The organism is Methyloligella sp. GL2, assembly GCF_013341275.1.
In the GTDB taxonomy this organism is placed as follows: Bacteria; Pseudomonadota; Alphaproteobacteria; order Rhizobiales; family Methyloligellaceae; genus Methyloligella.
The window spans coordinates 2,531,312-2,549,329 of record NZ_CP054476.1 but is presented as its reverse complement, the minus strand read 5'-3'; the positions used below and the strand labels follow the sequence as shown (position 1 = coordinate 2,549,329).

The 18,018-nt window shown below is 62.0% G+C and carries 16 protein-coding genes; 11 read left to right on the top strand and 5 right to left on the bottom strand.

Annotated features, from left to right (window positions below):
• Window positions 1-15 precede the first annotated feature (15 nt).
• Both asnB and HT051_RS11910 read right to left on the bottom strand, forming a co-directional pair.
• A complete protein-coding gene (gene asnB / locus HT051_RS11915; RefSeq protein WP_174542233.1) occupies window positions 16-1,944 on the bottom strand; it encodes an asparagine synthase (glutamine-hydrolyzing) in 1,929 nt (642 codons plus the stop codon).
• Window positions 1,945-1,973: 29 nt separating this feature from the next.
• Window positions 1,974-2,114 (bottom strand): hypothetical protein, encoded by a 141-nt coding sequence (locus tag HT051_RS11910; RefSeq protein ID WP_174542232.1) that lies wholly within the window; start codon window positions 2,112-2,114, stop codon window positions 1,974-1,976.
• A gap of 368 nt (window positions 2,115-2,482) precedes the next feature.
• On the opposite strand from HT051_RS11910, the gene HT051_RS11905 reads away from it, so the two are divergent.
• The 6 genes from HT051_RS11905 (at window position 2,483) to glnT (ending at window position 9,481) form a co-directional block, all read left to right on the top strand.
• Window positions 2,483-3,850: an ammonium transporter gene (locus tag HT051_RS11905; RefSeq protein WP_174542231.1), complete on the top strand. Its 1,368-nt coding sequence runs from the start codon at window positions 2,483-2,485 to the stop codon at window positions 3,848-3,850.
• A gap of 479 nt (window positions 3,851-4,329) precedes the next feature.
• On the top strand, window positions 4,330-5,097 hold the full coding sequence (locus HT051_RS11900; RefSeq protein WP_174542230.1) for an XRE family transcriptional regulator: 768 nt from the start codon (window positions 4,330-4,332) through the stop codon (window positions 5,095-5,097).
• A 124-nt stretch (window positions 5,098-5,221) separates the two neighbouring features.
• Window positions 5,222-6,124 carry a glutamine amidotransferase family protein gene (locus tag HT051_RS11895; RefSeq protein ID WP_174542229.1) on the top strand — a complete coding sequence of 301 codons (903 nt, stop codon included), beginning with the start codon at window positions 5,222-5,224 and terminating at the stop codon, window positions 6,122-6,124.
• Window positions 6,124-6,813, top strand: a complete 690-nt coding sequence (locus tag HT051_RS11890; protein WP_174542228.1) for a protein GlxC — start codon at window positions 6,124-6,126, stop codon at window positions 6,811-6,813. Before HT051_RS11895 ends, HT051_RS11890 begins: the two co-directional genes overlap by 1 nt.
• On the top strand, window positions 6,813-8,153 hold the full coding sequence (locus HT051_RS11885; protein WP_174542227.1) for an FMN-binding glutamate synthase family protein: 1,341 nt from the start codon (window positions 6,813-6,815) through the stop codon (window positions 8,151-8,153). The genes HT051_RS11890 and HT051_RS11885 overlap by 1 nt, the downstream gene beginning before the upstream one ends.
• Window positions 8,154-8,173: 20 nt before the next feature.
• Window positions 8,174-9,481, top strand: a complete 1,308-nt coding sequence (gene glnT / locus HT051_RS11880; RefSeq protein ID WP_174542226.1) for a type III glutamate--ammonia ligase — start codon at window positions 8,174-8,176, stop codon at window positions 9,479-9,481.
• Window positions 9,482-9,575: 94 nt separating this feature from the next.
• Here glnT and HT051_RS11875 read toward each other — a convergent pair whose 3' ends face one another.
• The 3 genes from HT051_RS11875 to HT051_RS11865 are packed head-to-tail and all read right to left on the bottom strand — an operon-like array spanning window position 9,576 to window position 12,398.
• On the bottom strand, window positions 9,576-10,232 hold the full coding sequence (locus tag HT051_RS11875; protein ID WP_174542225.1) for a response regulator transcription factor: 657 nt from the start codon (window positions 10,230-10,232) through the stop codon (window positions 9,576-9,578).
• Entirely contained in the window at window positions 10,229-11,746 is a 1,518-nt protein-coding gene (locus tag HT051_RS11870; RefSeq protein ID WP_174542224.1) for an ATP-binding protein, read from the bottom strand. The genes HT051_RS11875 and HT051_RS11870 overlap by 4 nt, the downstream gene beginning before the upstream one ends.
• A 52-nt stretch (window positions 11,747-11,798) precedes the next feature.
• Complete coding sequence (locus HT051_RS11865) at window positions 11,799-12,398, bottom strand: hypothetical protein (RefSeq protein WP_174542223.1); 600 nt, start codon at window positions 12,396-12,398, stop codon at window positions 11,799-11,801.
• Window positions 12,399-12,910: 512 nt separating this feature from the next.
• Between HT051_RS11865 and HT051_RS11860 the strand changes: the two genes are divergently transcribed.
• From HT051_RS11860 to HT051_RS11840, 5 genes are all read left to right on the top strand, one after another.
• A complete protein-coding gene (locus HT051_RS11860; protein WP_174542222.1) occupies window positions 12,911-14,809 on the top strand; it encodes a methanol/ethanol family PQQ-dependent dehydrogenase in 1,899 nt (632 codons plus the stop codon).
• A gap of 78 nt (window positions 14,810-14,887) precedes the next feature.
• Complete coding sequence (gene moxJ / locus HT051_RS11855; protein WP_174542221.1) at window positions 14,888-15,790, top strand: methanol oxidation system protein MoxJ; 903 nt, start codon at window positions 14,888-14,890, stop codon at window positions 15,788-15,790.
• Window positions 15,791-15,925: 135 nt separating this feature from the next.
• Window positions 15,926-16,408 carry a cytochrome c(L), periplasmic gene (gene moxG, locus HT051_RS11850; protein ID WP_371740584.1) on the top strand — a complete coding sequence of 161 codons (483 nt, stop codon included), beginning with the start codon at window positions 15,926-15,928 and terminating at the stop codon, window positions 16,406-16,408.
• A gap of 91 nt (window positions 16,409-16,499) precedes the next feature.
• Window positions 16,500-16,796 carry a methanol dehydrogenase gene (locus HT051_RS11845; protein ID WP_174542219.1) on the top strand — a complete coding sequence of 99 codons (297 nt, stop codon included), beginning with the start codon at window positions 16,500-16,502 and terminating at the stop codon, window positions 16,794-16,796.
• 154 nt (window positions 16,797-16,950) lie between these two features.
• On the top strand, window positions 16,951-18,015 hold the full coding sequence (locus HT051_RS11840) for a MoxR family ATPase (protein ID WP_174542218.1): 1,065 nt from the start codon (window positions 16,951-16,953) through the stop codon (window positions 18,013-18,015).
• Window positions 18,016-18,018 lie beyond the last annotated feature (3 nt).

Sequence of the window (18,018 nt, the reverse complement as noted above, 5' to 3'; positions counted from 1 at the left end):
GGCTTCGATCTGCCGTTACTTCCAGCGCTCCAGCCAAGCCTGGAACATCAGCACATCCCACAGCTCGCTTTGCCAATTGCGCTTGCCGGCGAGATGCTCTTCCCATTTTCGCCGGATCGGCTCCGGTTTGAAATAGCCTTCTCCGCGCAGGCGGCTTTCGTCCAGAAGGCTCGCCGCCCAGTCGCGCAACGGCCCGCGCAGCCAGGCGTCGATGGGCACGGTGAAGCCGCTTTTCGGACGCTCGATCAATTTAGCCGGCACATAGCGTTCCAGCACGCCGCGCAAGATGCGTTTCGACCGGCCGGGCTTGATCTTCCAGGCCTTGGGCAGCGACCAGGCGAACGCCGCCACCCGGTGGTCGATCAGCGGTACCCGGACCTCCAGCGACACCGCCATGGAGGCGCGGTCCACCTTGGTCAGAATATCGTCCGGCAGATAGCTCAGGCTGTCGAGATACTGCATGCGCTCCACCGCGTCCGGCAGCAGCTCCTCCGCCTCTTTCGGATCGTAAGGAAGGGGGGTGCTGCTCGCCCCGATCACCATGGTGGAGGGCTCCTCCCAATGGCCGGTGACGTTGCGGTAGAACTCTTCCACCCCGCCGGCCAGCACGCCGGAAAGCTTCTGCATCTTCTGCCCTAGCTGCCGCGGGCGCTTGCTCGCCGGCAGCGCCTTGGCCAGAAACTCCCAGCCCGCCGGCGGAATAGCGCCCAGCATCGCCGATTCGATATCCCGCAAAGCCCCTGGCTGGTTGAACAGCAGCGGGCCGAAACGGGCTGCCGCGAGATAGCGGTTATAGCCGCCGAACAGCTCGTCCCCGCCATCGCCGGATAGCGCCACGCTCACCGATTGCCGGGCCAGCTTGGAAATCAGATAGGTCGGGATTTGCGAGGGATCGGCGAACGGCTCGTCATACATCTCCGCCAGATGCGGCACCACGTCGAGCGCCTCCTGCGGCCCGACATAATGCTCGGTGTGCTCGGTGCCCAGATGCGCCGCGACCGCCTGCGCATGGCCCGCCTCGTCGTAATCGTCGTCTTCGAAGCCGATCGAGAAGGTCTTCACCGGGCGCCCGGACTGCGCCTGCATCAGCGCCGTCACCAGCGAGCTGTCGACGCCGCCGGAGAGGAACACGCCGAGCGGCACGTCGGCCACCATGCGCCGCCCCACCGCATCGCGCAAAAGCGCATCCAGCGCTTCTTCCGCGTCCGCCTCGCTGCCCTCGAACGGGTTCGCCGCGCCCTCGCGCACCACACCGGCCAGGCTCCAATAGCGCGAAACCTTCGGCTCGCCTTTCGGCGCGATGGTCAGCATCTCGCCCGGCATCAGCTTGTAGACGCCGCGATAGATGGTGCGCGGGGCGGCGATATAGCCCCGGCGCAGGAAACCGGCCAGCGCGCCGTGATTGATCTCCACCCGGAAGGAGGGATGCGCCCTGAGCGCCTTCAGCTCCGAGGCGAACAGGAAGCTCTTGCCGGTATCGGTCCAATAGACCGGCTTGATGCCGAGCCGGTCGCGGATCAGGAAAAGCTGCTTCTCCTGCCGATCCCATAGCGCGATGGCGAACATGCCGATCAGCTGCAAGACCGCTTTCTCGATGCCCCATTCGGAGCAGGCGGCCAGCACCACCTCGGTATCGGAACTGCCGCGGAAGTGATGCCCCGCCGCTTCAAGCGTCTCGCGCATCTCCTGGAAATTGTAGATCTCGCCGTTATAGCTGATCACGTAGCGGCCGCACTCGGAGACCATGGGCTGCGCCCCGGTCTCGGAAAGGTCGATGATCGAAAGCCGCCGGTGCCCCAGCGCCATTCCGGCGTCTTGATCCAGCCAAAAGGCCGATGCATCGGGGCCGCGATGGCTCAGCGCTACCGTCATCGCCTCGACCCCGGTCGACAGCTCGTCGGCCGAGGCGGCGCTTCCGGCCAGAAATCCGGCAATTCCACACATATTCTAGAAGACTCTTTGCCGTCTTTGGATCACGAGACGATGTCGACGAAAGCCATCAGCTTCGGCGTCAGCAGACGCGGAATAAGGCTTTGAAAGAAAAAATGAATCCATTTGGCCTCAGCATCTGCCGCGATGGCGTCCCGAAAAGTGCGGAATGCCTTATGCAGCAAACAGGTGAGGTCCGCCCAGCGCCATTTCTTATGCTGTTGCCCCTGTCGCTCCGGTAGACCGTGCCGGATCGGGGCGGCGAAGACAAGCCGAAATTCGACCGGCGCAAATGCATCTTAATTAGGCAATTAACCGATTAATTTGCACAGAGTTGCAGCGTGGGCAGGGGGGCTCGCCATAGGGGCAATGCCTGCTCCGGGGCGCCTTCAGCGCTGCGTCCGCGGCGCGCGAGAAATCCCATATCCCAAGGCGTTCCTTCAAGGAATCCGCCGTTTAGCCCACATTCCTCAGCGGAATTATTATTTCTTGGCACGAAACCTGCTTAATGCCTCGTTAGCATTTTGCTGCGGGTTTAACGGAGGGAAATTGAATGGAAGAACAAGCTATCGAGGGCTTAGCGGCCCTCCCGTTTCTCAAACTATTTGTGGCGGAAGCCTACTACTACATCACCGGCGTGCTCATGCTTTTGATCCACGTCGGCTTCTTGGCTTATGAAGGCGGTGTCGCCCGGTCCAAGAACTTCTTGGCCACCATGCTGAAGAACCTGATGACCGTGCCGATCGTCGGTCTGACCTTCTTCTTCTTCGGCTTCTGGGTCTACAACGCCTTTCCGCTATGGCCGGTCACCGGTCCGCTGTTCGGTCCCTGGACCGATCCAAGCAGCCTGTCGGGCGTCGCATCCGACGCTTACGGCCTCGTCGTTGGCTCCTATCCTTGGTCCGAGGCGCTTGCCCCGACCAAGAGCGACGAGCTCACCGGCGTGTTCTGGATGGTCTTTGCACTGTTCGCCATGACCACCGCCTCGATCCTTTCGGGCGCGGTCATCGAACGCATCCAGATGGGCGGTTACTTCATCCTGGCCATCGTGCTCGGCAGCTTCTGCTGGGTTCTGGCGGCCGCTTGGGGCTGGAACTACTACGGCTGGTGGACCACCGAATGGGGCTGGCATGACTTTGGCTGTGCCGTCGTCGTGCATGGCTGCTCGGGCATGTTCGCTCTCGGCGTGCTGCTCAATCTCGGGCCGCGTATCGGCAAATACATCGATGGCGTGCCGCAGCCGATCCTGCCGCACAACATCTCGCTGACCCTGATCGGGCTTTTCTTGATCTTCATCGGCTTCTTCTTCTTCCTGGCCGACTGTGTGATCTTCCTGCCCGATTACACCGGTCTGACCACCATCTATGGCGGTCCGACGACCTTGGCGACCTTGGCAATGAACGTGACGCTGGCGCTTTCCGCCGGTCTGATCGGTGCCTATGTCTCCTCCAAGGCCGATCCGTTCCTGACCATCTCTGGCGGTCTGGCGGGCATCATCACGGTGGCTGGTGCAATCGATCTGTACCATCCGGGTCTGGTGATCGTGCTGGCCTTCTGCGGTGCCTGGATCATGCCGAAATTCGTCACCTATATCGAAAAGATCGGTATCGACGATGTGGTGGGCGCCGTTTCGGTGCACGGCCTCATCGGCATGATCGGCGGTATCCTGCCGGGCATCTTTGCTGCTGGTTACATCCAGCAGACCGGTCAGCCCCCGATCAACCTCCTCGGCCAGCTTGGCGGTACCTTCATCGGCGCCATCCTGCTGGGCTTCGTTCCCGGATATCTCGTCAGCTTGCTCCTGAAGTCCATGGGCCTGCTGCGGGTGACGGCGGAGTACGAAGAGGCCGGCCTCGACCTCAAAGAGCTGGGCGTTGCCGCCTATCCGGAACAAACCTTTGTCGCCCCGGCGAAGAGCTAAGGGGAAAGGAGCTAGAAAATGGGTTCACCTTTCGACGGTGCAGACGGCTACATGAATGCTGAAGGAGCTTTCCACAGCTTCACGGCCAGCCCAGCGCTCGGGACCATCACTTTGATCCTCAGCGTCGTGATCACACTCTGGTTTCTCTACCGGTCGTTTACCCTCCACTAGTAGAGCAACTACCCGGCGCGTCCCTTTACCGGGGGCGCGCCGGCCCTTTTTCGCCGCCGGTTTGGCGGCCATCGGCAGCGCAAGCTGCCGCACCGGGCTCCGATCCGGGAAAAGCCATCAAGAAGCTCTCGGATCGAAGCACGCCTCTCTCACGAAAACGGCTAGGGAAGTCTTCCCCCGTTGGGGCGTATTGCGGGTGGCTCGGGTTCGATTTTTCCCCCTCAATCACAAGTTGACTTGCTATGCCGAACGGATGTGAGGTCATACCAAGTCGAGGAATCAAGTCCTCGCCCACCGGGAATTCAACTATGACGGGCAGGAAGAAGGCCACCAAGCTCAAGGAACGTAAGCCGGCGCAAGCATCGCCGCCGCAAAGCGCAAGCCGCAAAGTCATCACACCCAACACCATTGCCGGCGCAGGTGCCAAGTTCGGCGCCTTCGGGCAGGGCGGAGAGGACGATATCCTCCGCACCGGATCCTCAGCGCCGCAAGAAGCCGCCACCCATTCTCTGGCCAAGGCCATCGGCATGCAGGTGCGCGAGCTGCGCCGCAAGCTGGATCTCACCGGTGCCGAGCTGGCCGAGCAGGCGGGTATCTCCGCCGGCATGCTGTCGAAGATCGAGAACGGCGCCGTCTCCGCTTCCATCGAAAGCCTGGAGGCGCTGGCCCGCGCCCTCAACGTGCCGATTACCTCGTTCTTTCAATCCTATGAGGATCAGCGCGACTGCTCTTATGTCCGCGCCGGCAACGGCGTCGTCATCGAACGCCGCGGTACCAAGGCCGGACATCAATACCAGCTCCTCGGTCACTCCATCTCCGGCGATATCGTGGTCGAGCCTTACCTCATCACCCTGACCGAGGAAGCCGACCCGTACGACCTGTTCCAGCATGCCGGGGTCGAGTTCATCTATCAGCTCACCGGCAAGTCGCTCTACCGCCATGCCGACAAGATCTACACCCTGTCGCCGGGCGATGCGCTGTTCTTCGACGCTACCGCCTTGCACGGTCCGCATGAGCTGTTGGAGCTGCCGATGACCTACCTTTCGATCATCGTCTACCCCCGGAACACGGGATAGAAAACTTTCTTCTGAGGAAAATAATATTCCTGACAGTTGACATTGGTCTGCCAGCACCCTAGGTTGGAAAAACCCCGGGAACCCCGGTTGCATCCACCATTTATAAGAGTGTTTACAGTCAACTATGTGCGGAATCGTAGGCCTTTTTCTCAAAGATAAGGCACTGGAGCCCGAGCTCGGCGGCATGATGGCCGGCATGCTCAGCACCATGTGCGATCGCGGGCCCGATAGCGCTGGTTTCGCCGTCTATGGCGCCGGCGATGAGGGGCGCGTGAAACTCACCTTGCGGGCGCGCAAGCCCGATTTCGATCTCGGCAAGCTCGCCGAGACCGTCTCGCATCAGATTGAATCTCATATCGCTTTCACCGACCACGGCAACCATGCGGTGCTGGTCGTGGCGGCGGATAAAGCCGATGAGGCGCGCGCCGCCATCACCGCTCTTGGCGGCGATGACGTGCAGGTCTTCAGCAGCGGCACCCGGATCGAGATCTATAAGGAGATCGGCCGGCCCAACACCGTTGCCGATCGCTTCCATCTGGAGAATATGAGCGGCAGTCACGGCATCGGTCATACGCGTATGGCCACCGAGTCGGCCGTCAACGCCGCCGGTGCGCATCCGTTCTCGACCGGTATGGACCAGTGCCTGGTGCATAATGGTTCGCTGTCCAACTACGCAGGTCTGCGCCGCCAGCTGCAGCGCAAGGGCATGACCTTCCAGACTCAGAACGACACCGAGGTCGCCTCCGTGTATCTGACCTGGCGCATGCAGCAGGGCGCCAGCCTCGGCGAAGCCCTGGAAAGCTCCCTGGAGGATCTCGACGGTTTCTACACCTTCGTGGTCGGCACCGAGAACGGCTTCGGCGTGCTGCGCGATCCCATCGCCTGCAAGCCGGCGGTCATGGCCGAGACCGACGATTATGTCGCCTTCGGTTCGGAGTACCGCGCCCTGGCCGGACTTCCCGGCGTCGACAAGGCGAAAGTCTGGGAGCCGGAGCCGGCGACCGTGTATTTCTGGGAGCGGCACTAATGGACGTGGTTGATCTGGAGAAAACGCCGCTCCGCGACTTCAATCAGGCGTTGCACGACCTCGCAGGCAAGAGCGACGAGGCGAGCTTTCAGGTGCTGAACCCCCGCGGCAAGCATGCCGTCGCATCCGGTATCGATGCGCCGGCCTATGTCGAGATCGAGGGAAGCGTCGGCTATTACTGCGGCAGCATGAACAAGCAGGCCACCGTGGTGGTCAATGGCAGCGCCGGCGTCGGCCTGGCCGAGAACATCATGTCCGGCATTGTCCACGTGAAGGGCGATGCCTCCTCCTCCGCCGGCGCCACCGGCATCGGCGGCATGGTGGTCATCGACGGCAATGCCTCGTCCCGCTGCGGCATCTCAAATCGCGGTGCCGACATCATCGTCAAAGGCAATGTCGGACATATGTCCGCCTTCATGGCCCAGGCCGGCAATCTCGTCGTGCTCGGCGATGCGGGCGAGGCCTTCGGCGACTCCCTTTACGAAGCCAAGCTTTTCGTGCGCGGCAACGTGAAGAGCCTCGGCGCCGACTGCGTCGAGAAGGAGATGAAGGACAAGCACAAGAAACTGCTGCGCGAGCTTTTGGACAAAGCCGGCATCGGCCCCGAGGTCGATGTCTCCGAGTTCAAGCGCTACGGCTCCGCCCGGCAGCTTTACAACTTCAAAATCGATAATCTGGAGGCGTATTGATGAGTAGGGACGGACGCTGGATTCATTCGCCGCCCAGGCCTTCTGCGACGTTTGACGAATATGCCATTGCCGAAATTCAGCGCGCTGCTGCGACCGGCATCTACGATATCCGCGGTTTCGGCGCCAAGCGCAAAGTCCCGCATTTCGACGATCTGCTGTTCCTGGGCGCGTCCATGACGCGCTATCCGCTGGAAGGCTATCGCGAGAAATGCGCCACCGATGTGGTGCTGGGCACGCGCTTCGCCAAGAAGCCGATCCATCTGAAAGTGCCGATCACCATCGCCGGCATGAGCTTCGGCTCCCTGTCGGGACCGGCCAAGGAGGCCCTGGGCCGCGGCGCCAACGCCGTCGGGACCTCGACCACCACAGGCGATGGCGGCATGACGCCGGAAGAGCGCGGTCACTCCAAGATCCTGGTCTATCAGGTGCTGCCCTCCCGCTACGGCATGAACCCGGACGATCTGCGCAAAGCCGACGCGCTGGAAGTCGTGGTCGGCCAGGGCGCCAAGCCCGGCGGCGGCGGTATGCTGCTCGGCCAGAAGATCTCTGACCGCGTCGCCGAGATGCGCACCTTGCCGAAAGGCATCGACCAGCGCTCGGCCTGCCGTCACCCGGACTGGACCGGCTGCGACGATCTTGAGATCAAGATCGGCGAGCTGCGCGAGCTCACCGACTGGCAGGTTCCGATCTACATCAAGGTCGGCGCTTCGCGGCCCTATTACGACACCGCGCTGGCGGTGAAGTCGGGTGCCGACGTGGTCGTGCTCGACGGTATGCAGGGCGGCACCGCGGCAACCCAGGAAGTCTTCATCGAGCATGTCGGCATTCCGACCCTGGCCGCGATCCGGCCCGCCGTGCAGGCGCTGCAGGATCTCGACATGCACCGCAAGGTGCAGCTCATCGTCTCCGGCGGCATTCGCACCGGCGCCGATGTGGCCAAGGCTTTGGCGCTCGGTGCGGACGCGGTGTCCGTGGGCACCGGCGCGCTGATCGCCCTCGGCGATAACGCGCCGCATCTGGATGAGGAGTACGAGAAGATCGGCTCCAAGGCCGGTTGCTACGACGACTATCACGAGGGCAACGACCCGGCCGGCATCACCACCCAGAATCCGGAGCTCTACAAGCGCTTCGATCCGGTGGAAGGCGGCCGTCGTCTTGCCAACTACCTGTCGGTTCTCACGCTGGAGACCCAGACCATCGCCCGGGCCTGCGGTAAGAGCCATGTCAATCATCTAGAGCCCGAAGACCTTGCTGCGTTGACGGTGGAATCCGCCGCCATGGCCCAGGTGCCGCTTGCCGGCACCAGCTGGATCCCTGGCAAGTCCAACGGTGGGTTTTAGGTCAAAAAGGGGATAAGCCAATGGCGAAAGACCTTGCCGCGTTCGCCGAAGAGCGTGGGATCAAATACTTCCTGATCAGCTTTGTCGATCTGTTCGGCGTCATGCGCTCCAAGCTGGTGCCTGCCGCGGCGATCGCGGAGATGTCCGAAGATGGAGCCGGCTTTGCCGGTTTCGCCTCCTGGCTGGATATGACGCCAGCCGATTCCGACATGCTCGCGATTCCCGATCCGGACAGCGTCATCCAGCTTCCCTGGAAGCCGGAAGTCGCCTGGGTCGCTGGCGATCTGGTGATGGACGGTCAGTCCGTCGAGCAGGGGCCGCGCAACACGCTGAAGCGCCTCATGGCCGAGGCCAAGTCGAAAGGCTTTCAGCTGAAGAGCGGCGTGGAATGCGAGTTCCACCTGATCACCCCGGAAGGCGACGCTATTGCCGACGACCGCGATTATCAGGCCAAGCCTTGCTACGATACCCAGGCCCTGATGCGCCGCTACGATGTGATCTCAGAGATCTGCGATTGCATGCTGGAACTGGGCTGGGGCGCCTATCAGAACGACCATGAGGATGCCAACGGCCAGTTCGAGATGAACTGGGCCTTCGACGATGCGCTGGTCACAGCCGATCGCCATGTCTTCTTCAAATATATGACGAAATCCATCGCCGAGAAGCACGGCCTGCGGGCGACCTTTATGCCCAAGCCGTTCGGTCATCTGACCGGCAATGGCTGCCATATGCATGTTTCGCTCTGGTCCACCGAGACCGGCGAGAACGTGTTCGACGATGCCAATGGCGAGCTGGGTCTGTCCCCGCTGGCCTATAACTTCATCGCCGGCATCATGCATTCGGCCGAGGGCCTCTCGGCGATCACCAATCCGACGGTGAACTCCTATAAGCGCATCAATGCGCCGGTCACCTCGTCCGGTGCCACCTGGTCGCCCAACACCGTCACCTATACCGGCAATAACCGCACCCACATGATCCGGCTTCCCGGTGGCGGCCGCTTCGAGTTCCGCCTCGCTGACGGTGCGGTCAACCCGTACGCCTTCCAGGCGGCGGTGCTGGCGCTTGGTCTCGACGGCATCGACAACAACCGCGATCCGGGCGAGCGCCTGGATATCGACATGTATGCCGAAGGCCATACCGTCACCGACGCCAAGAAGCTGCCGCTCAACCTGCTCGACGCGCTTCGCGAGCTGGACAAATGCGACATCTTGAAAGAGCGGCTCGGCGAGGAGTTCGTCTCCGCCTTCGTCAAGCTGAAGAACACCGAGTGGAACGACTATTCGCGCTCGCTCACCGAATGGGAGCGCCGCGCGACCCTCGACTGTTAGCGGGCCACACGCGCTAATCGTCTAAGAGATCAGCCCGCCCGGCAATTGCGCCGCGGCGGGCTGTTTTCGTTTCAGGTCCGGTCTCCGGGAAGCCTCAGTGCTTGAAATTCTTCCCCGGCACCGAGGGCAGGTGCTCGATGGCGATGCGCATCAGCTCCGACAAGGACCGCACGCCGAGCTTGGTCTTCAGCTGGCCGCAGGTATTGGCCACGGTCTTGTAGCTGACATGCAGCTCGTCGGCGATCTCCGCATAGGGCTTGCCCTCGGCGATCAGCGACAGGATCTGTAGCTCCCGCACCGAGATATTGCGCAACGGATTGGCCGTATTGCCCTTCGCCTCCAGGAAGGCGACCTCGGAGGCGATGGCGTGGCTGAGATAGGGCCCGCCCTGGCGCACGCGGTCGAACGCGGTCAGGATCTCGTCCGACGGGGTGTCTTTCAGGATATAGCCGTTGGCCCCGATCTTCAGCGCCCGGCTGACGATGAACGGGTCGTTATGCATGCTGAACACCAGGATCGGCGTCCTCCGGTCGTGCAGCCGAAGCCGCCGGATGAAGGACAGCCCGCCCAGCGCGCCGGTGCGCAGCGCCAGATCGACAATGATCACATCGGGCTTCTTGGCGCGGTAGAGCCGGAACCCTTCCGCCAGGCTGTGGCTTTGCACGATGCCTTTCACCCCGGCGAATTTCAGCAGCTGTTTGGTCCCCTCCAAAACGATGGGGTGGTCGTCGATAATCAATACCTCTGTCATGGTCGTGCCTCGAGTGCACCCAAAGCCGCTTCGCTTTGGGTTTCAATGGGTTCCAATGGAATGATCACGCGCAAGGTGGCCCCTTGCGACGGTGTGCTCTGAATGGCGCATGAGCCGTGAAGCGCATGGATGCGTTCGCGCATGACGGTCATGCCGAAGCCGAGCGGGGTGTCGGCGGAGATGCCGCGCCCGTCGTCTTGTACGGTCAGCTGCAGCGTCCGGGGGCGAATCTCGCCGGCACCGCTGCGCGAGCGCCGCTTCTCCGAAAGCGCAACCCGCACCAGATCGGCCTTGCCGTGGCGGATGGCGTTGGTCACGCCTTCCTGCACGCAGCGATAAATGGCCAGATCCATCTTCTCGCCGTAGCTGTCGGTGCGGGTGGCGACCTTGCCGTCGATCTCCACCTCCGGATAGCGCCGGGCGAGATCGTTGATCAAATCGGTGATCACGTCGCCGATCGGGATCTTGCCGATCGCCACCGGACGCAGCTTCTTCATCAGCATCCGGTTCAGCGCTTTCAGATGGTCGGTGATCTTAAGGATCTCGCCGATATGGCCGGCAATCTCGACGCTACGCTTGTCCTTACGGCCTTGCGTCATCTGCGCGATGGAGAAACCGTTGGCGGCGATGCCGAACAGGCAGGGGCTCGCCTCGTCATGCAGCTCCGATGCGATCTCCCGCCGTTCGTCCTCCTGCACGGTGAGCAACTGCTCGTAGAGTTGCGCGTTCTCCGCCCGCGCCCGGCCGAGCGATTCGGCGAGTACGTTGAAGCGTTCGGTGATCGCCGCCAGCTCTTGAATCTTCGGCGGGGTGAGGCGCGTGGCGTATTTGCCGTGATCGAGCTGCGATAGGCCTCGCGCTACGCTGGCCAGCGGATCGAGCATGCGCCCGAGCAGCACATAGAGAATGACCAGGATCGCCACGTCCAGGACGAACCAGAGCAGCATCAGGCTGGAAAGGTCCTGCCACACCTCGGCGATCTCGTCCGCCGGCTGGCCCTGGATCACCACCGTGCCGAGGCCCCAGACCTTGGAGGCTTGGTCGGCCGGCTCTTCCAGCATCAGCAGCCGGCCGCTTGCCGGGTCGGCCTGCACCACGTTCAGCCGGCGCGCTTCGATCCGAGGCGTGACCAGCGCGGTGAACCAGCCCGGCGCCGGCGGCTCATCCTCTGCTGCCGTTCCGTTCGGCTCCGGCGAAACCGGATCGAGATTGCCTGCGGCGTCCGCCACATAGATGCGTACATGGCGAAGATGGGCAAGCTGCAGCCGCTCCGAAAGCTGGCTGATCTTCCTGGAAAGCTCGGTGTAACGCCCGTCCGGCTCCAGCGTCCGGATTGTCGCCTGCACGAATTGCTTGGCCAGCTCCAGCGAAGCGGAGACCTCCACCTCCGTCGCCTTGCGGCCGTTATAGACGGTGACGACCCCGGCAATCAGCAAAGCGCCGAGATTGATCGCGGCGATGGCGACCAGAAGCTGGGTTCGAATTGTCGTATTGTACCAAAGCTTTCTAAGCACGGATCATACCTTTGGGCGATAGCTTGGGAAAACGGTCTTGGGAACGGTGCGCCTAGCTGCGATTGTTTTCTTCGCGGAGGCTTTGCAGCGCTTGCTCGCGGCTTTGGCCTTGCTTCCGCAAGATGAAGTAGGCTTGGCAGGCTTGGCCGAATCCCTCGCGCCCCGTTTCCAGTGAGCCGACTTCCGATAGGGTGATAATCAGATCGGCCGCGCTCTCCGGCTTCCATCCCTCTTCGGCGACCATCGCTTCCAGCTGCACCGCTCGATTGGCGGTCATCCGGTACGGGGTGCCGAACGTCTTGCGCGCCACTTCCAGCCGCTCGCGCATGGCATCCACCGCCGGATCGTCCATGGCCAGGTCGTAACCGGCCTCGCGACTCGCCATCCACAGCTCCGGCGGTGTGTTGTTGTACGGCGCCAGCCACGGCGTGTCGGCGATGGTGTGCGACTTGGCGGCCTGGCCGGGAAGCTCCTTGCTGGTCTCGGGCGCGGCGACCTCGTCCCCGCAACCGGCGAGGAAAATCACCGCGAGCAGAGCCGCCAGCACCGGACGCCGGCTTAAGGCGCCGGCACGCCGTGCCGGTTGCACGCGCAAAGTTTTCTCCGACTCCCGCCAAGTTGCGGCGAAGGGTAGCGGGACATAGGAAGTCACGGCGGGTATTCTTTCTTAAAGTGTCCAGCGTGTAATTTGATCGAAGCGCGGAAACTCTGCGATTTCCGCTGCTTACGTCGCGCCGATAATGGCATTCCCGGGCTTGCCGGTGGGTCTCAATCCCCTTGCCATTCTTTCCTAGGTTGTGGCGACAGTTTCCTTCCATCGCTGGGCATTTCTCCCGACCCGCTTCGCACAGTTCTCCTGGCAAGGATCGAGAACTCGTCCTAGCGCGGTTCTAGGAACCCTCCCAAAGACGCAAGCGAAGCCCTGCTCCTACGATGCCCTATCGCCGAAGTAGGGCGAGACCGGCTGCGCGCCGGCCTCCGCCTTTACGGATCGAGGTCCGGCAGGTCCGGACCTGGCGGCAGGCCCGCAAGACGGCGCTAAGCCGTTCTGACGGAGCCGAATGAGAGGCGGAGAGGGGCCCTCCACGATTGCCCGCATAAAATCGGGCGACCGGTTGGGCCTGAACTTCGCTGTTGGGAGAGAAAACGCGAGGGTTCAGCATTATGAACGGATCTACAAGTATCGGCAGGCTTGCGTCAGCGTCCTGCGTCGCACTTGCCGTCTGTGGCCTCCTCGGTTCTTCCGTAGCCGTTGCCAACGACAAGCTCATCGAGCTGTCGGAGAGCAACGAAAACTACGTGATGCCGGGTAAGGACTACACGGGTGACAACTACTCAAAGCTTGACCAGATCAACACCGACAACGTCAAGGACCTGAAGGTTTCCTGGACCTTCTCCACGGGTCTGTTGAATGGTCACGAAGGCACGCCGCTCGTCGTGGACGGCGTGATGTACATCAATTCGTCCTTCCCCAATAACGTCTATGCCCTGGATCTCGACAATCCGGGCAAGATCAAGTGGCAGTACAAGCCGAAGCAGAATCCGGCCGCCCGTTCGGTCGCTTGCTGCGACCTGGTCAATCGTGGCCTGGCCTACTGGCCGGGTGACGACAAGACCCCGGCGCTGATCATCTCCAACCAGCTCGACGGTAACGTCGTCGCGCTGAAAGCTGAGGATGGCAGCCTGTACTGGAAGGTCGAGAACTCCGACATCAAGGTCGGTTCGACTCTCACCGTTGCGCCTTACGTCGTTAAGGACCTGGTGATCGTCGGCTCCTCGGGCGCCGAGCTGGGTGTCCGCGGTTACGCCACCGCCTACAACGCCCATGACGGCTCGCAGGTGTGGCGCATGTATGCCACCGGTCCCGATGCGGACATCGGCATCGGCGACGACTTCAACAAGGACAACCCGCAATACGGCCAGAAGGGCCTGGGTCTTGCCACTTGGGAAGGCGACGCCTGGAAGATCGGCGGCGGCACCAACTGGGGTTGGTATGCCTACGACCCCGACCTGGAGCTGCTCTACTACGGTTCGGGTAACCCCTCGCCGTGGAACGAGACCATGCGTCCTGGCGACAATAAGTGGACCATGACCATGATGGCCCGCGATATTGACTCCGGCGAGCTCAAGTGGGGCTACCAGAAGACCCCGCATGACGAGTGGGACTACGCTGGCGTGAACGTGATGATGCTGTCCGACCAGAAGGACAAGGACGGCAACATGCGCAAGCTGGTGACCCATCCGGACCGTAACGGCATCATCTACACCCTGGATCGCACCAATGGCGATCTGGTTTCGGCCGACTTCCTGGACGACACGGTCAACGTTTGGACCCATGTCGACATGAAGACCGGTATCCCGGTGCGTGATCCTGAGTATGGCACCCGCATGGACCACAAGGGCAAGGACATCTGCCCCTCGGCCATGGGTTACCACGACCAGGCGCACGACTCCTACGATCCCGAGAAGGAGCTCTTCTATCTCGCGATCAACCACATCTGCATGGACTGGGAGCCCTTCATGCTTCCCTATCGTGCCGGCCAGTTCTTCGTCGGTGCGACCCTGTCGATGTACCCGGGGCCGAAGGGTGACCGTCAGAACTACCTGGGTCTTGGCCAGGTGAAGGCCTACAACGCCATCTCCGGCAAATACGACTGGTCGGTGATGGAGCGCTTCGCGGCTTGGGGCGGCACGCTCGCCACGGCTGGCGATCTGGTCTTCTACGGCACGCTCGACGGCTACTTCAAAGCCCGTAACTCGGCCAACGGCGAGCTTCTGTGGAAGTTCAAGATGCCGTCCGGTGCCATCGGCTATCCGATGACCTACGAGCATGACGGCACGCAGTATGTCGGCATCTACTATGGTGTTGGCGGCTGGCCGGGTGTTGGTCTGGTCTTCGACCTTGATGACCCGACGGCTGGTCTGGGTGCTGTGGGTGCGTTCCGCAACCTGCAGAACTGGACCCAGCAGGGCGGCGGTCTTCTGGTCTTCTCGCTGAACGGCAAGGGACCTTACGACGACCCGACCCTGGACGAGTACACCACCGAAATCATTCGGCAATAACGAAAAACCGCCCTGCCGGAGCAATCCGGCAGGGCGGAATTCGTGGCGTACGAACCCCCCATAGAGAGAAGCAGAACCATGACCTTCACATCTTACATGACCAAGGCAGTGCGCCCGCTTGCGGCCGCCGCTTTACTCGGCTTCATGATCAGCCCGGCGGCCGCCGCCGACAGCGCCGATCAGTCCCAAGCCGCAGCCAAGAATGAAGACGTGCTTCGCATTTGCGCTTCCGCCAAGGAGGCCCCGTATTCGGTCGACGACGAGACCGGCTTTGAGAACAAGATCGCCAAGATCATGGCCGACGAGATGGGCCGCGAGGCCGAGTTCGTCTGGATCGACAAGCCCGCGATCTATGTCGTTCGCGATCTGCTGGAAAAGAACAAATGCGATCTCGTCATCGGCCTCGATGCCGGCGATCCGCGCGTCCTGACCTCCACGCCGTATTACCGGGCGCCTTACGTCTTCGTGATGCGTGAGGATACGCCTCTTCAGATCACCGATTTCGACAGCCCGGACTTCAGCAAGACCGGCAATATCGGCTTCGATCCCGGCGGTCCGGTGGAGACCATGCTGAAGAAGGTCGGCGCCTATAACCGCAACTTCAACTACCACCGCTCGCTGACCAACTTTAAGAGCCGGCGCAATCAGTACATCCGCGTCGAGCCGACTAAGTTCGTGAGCGATGTCGCCACGCGCAAGGCCGATCTGGCCATTGTCTTCGCGCCCGAGGTGGCCCGCTACGTCACCGAAAACGATGCGGTGAAAATGGTCGTCGTCCCGGACAGCAATGTCCGCGTTGACGGTGAGGAAGTGCCCTTCCATTTCGACCAGGCCATGGGCGTCCGCAAGGGCGACCAGGAACTGCTTGATGAGGTGAATGCCGCACTGGAGCGCGCCAAGCCCCGCATCATCGGAGTGCTGGAAGAGGAAGGGATTCCGGTTGAGGAGCCCAAGAACAAGGAGACGACATCGAAGTCTTAAAGCAGGGAGCGCGTGGACGCGTGACGCGGCCCCGCAAGTGTTCACAAAAAGAATGAGTTACTGAGAATGAAACGGTTGAGAATTTGTGTTTTGGCTGCCGCGTTCGCGTCTATGCCGCTTGCTGCTGCTGCCCAATTGACTTTCGTTCATACCATCACGGGCCAAGCCCTCGATATGAGCGATGCGGAAGGCGTCGACACGCCGGCCGCCAAGCATTTCCTGGAGACCGGTGAGAACCTCTACACCGAGGTTCCCAACTGTCTCGCCGAAGGTGAGCAGACCTTTCTGGCCTCGTGCTCGGGCTGCCATGGTCATGTCGGCGAGGGCAAGATCGGTCCCGGTCTGAACGACGACTATTACACCTATCCGAAGAACGACACCGACAAGGGCTTGTTCGAGACCATGTGGGGCGGTGCCCGCTCCATGATGGGCCCGCATAACGATTTGGGTGTCGATGAGAGCCTGAAGGTGATCGCCTGGATCCGCCATCTCTACCAGGGTCCGCTCGACGAGGCGACTTGGCTCACCGACGAGCAGAAAGAGACGTTCGTCAAATACGACATCGAGCATCCGGAGCCTATGACGGCCGAGGGCAAATGCGAGGTTCCCGCGTCCTGACGGAGACGATCTGAGATCTCCCAGGCTGCGGAGCAAAGAGGCGGATGCAACCCGCCGACAGAAGGAAGAGTGACGACGGAGGAACTGTCCCATGAAACTGACTGCGAAAGCTACGGGTGCGGTGCTGGCAACGGCCGCTGCGCTTCTCATCTCCACCGCCGGGGCGTTTGCCTATGACGGCACCAACTGCAAGGCGCCCGGCAATTGCTGGGAGCCGAAGCCGGGTTACCCGGAGAAGGTGAAGGGGTCCAAATACGATCCCAAGCACGACCCGGAAGAACTCGCCAAGCAGGGTAACTCCATCAAGGAAATGGAGGCACGCAACGCCGCGCGCACCAAGCATTTCCAGGAGACCGGCGAGTGGGTCTACGACGTCGATAAGCTTTAGCTCTGACTGCTTCTCCCAGAGCTAACCTCCAAGGCGGATCACGATCCGTTTGAGGGGGGCGGGGTGCGGCTTCGGCTGCACCCCCTTTTCTTCTGTTTAGCCGGGCGTGCCACCACGGGAGGGGAGGCATGCGGCGGCGGTCAAGGGGGGAGATATGACGTCCAAGGAAGTGGCCGAGAAGAAAACCGCTAAAACGGCCCATGTCGATGCAGCCGAGCTGGACACCTGGCGCAACAAGGCGCTGACCTTCGAGACCTCCATCAACGGAGCCATCGTCGGTCAGGAACGCGTGATCCGGCTGATTACCATTGCCGTCTTCGCCCGCGGCCATGTGCTTCTGGAGGGCGATGTCGGTGTCGGCAAGACCACCTTGCTGCGCGCCACCGCCCGCGCCCTCGGCGGCGATTTCGAGCGGGTCGAAGGCACGATCGATCTGATGCCCGCCGACCTGATCTATTACACCTATCTCGGCGAGGATGGCCGGCCCCGCGTCGATCCCGGCCCGGTGCTGCGCTACGGCTCCGATCTTGCCGTGTTCTTCTTCAACGAGATCAACCGCGCCCGGCCGCAGGTGCATTCGCTGCTGTTGCGCATCATGGCCGAACGCTCGGTCACCGCGTTCAACCGCGAGTATCACTTCCCCTATCTCCAGGTCTTCGCCGACCGCAACCGCATCGAGCGCGAGGAGACCTTCGAGCTTCCCGCCGCGGCGCGCGACCGCTTCTTCATGGAGATCAATATCGAGCTCCCCGACGACCGCGAGGTGCGCCGCGATCTCGCCTTCTCCACCACCTTCCACGATGTCGATGCGCTGGTGAACTCGGTGCAGGAGAATGTGCTCGACCACACCAAGCTCGATGGTATCGCACGCGCCATTCAATCTGAGATCCATACCTCCGAGGCGCTAGAGCGCTACGCCCTGGATATCTGGCAGGCCTTGCGCGATCCGGTCGGCGCCGGCATCGTCCTGGAAGATATCGATATGGACCGCCTGGTGGTCGGCGGGGCGAGCCCGCGCGGCATGAGCTATCTGCTCCGCGCCGCCCGCGTTCATGCCTGGCTGCACGGCCGCGACATGGTGGTGCCGGAGGACCTCCGCGAGGTGTTCCCGGAGACCATGGGGCACCGCATCTTCTTCGATCCCATCTACGAGCTGCGACGCACCGAGATCGTTCGCCGCTTCATCAAGGCGGTGTTCGAGACGGTGCCGGCGCCTTGAGGG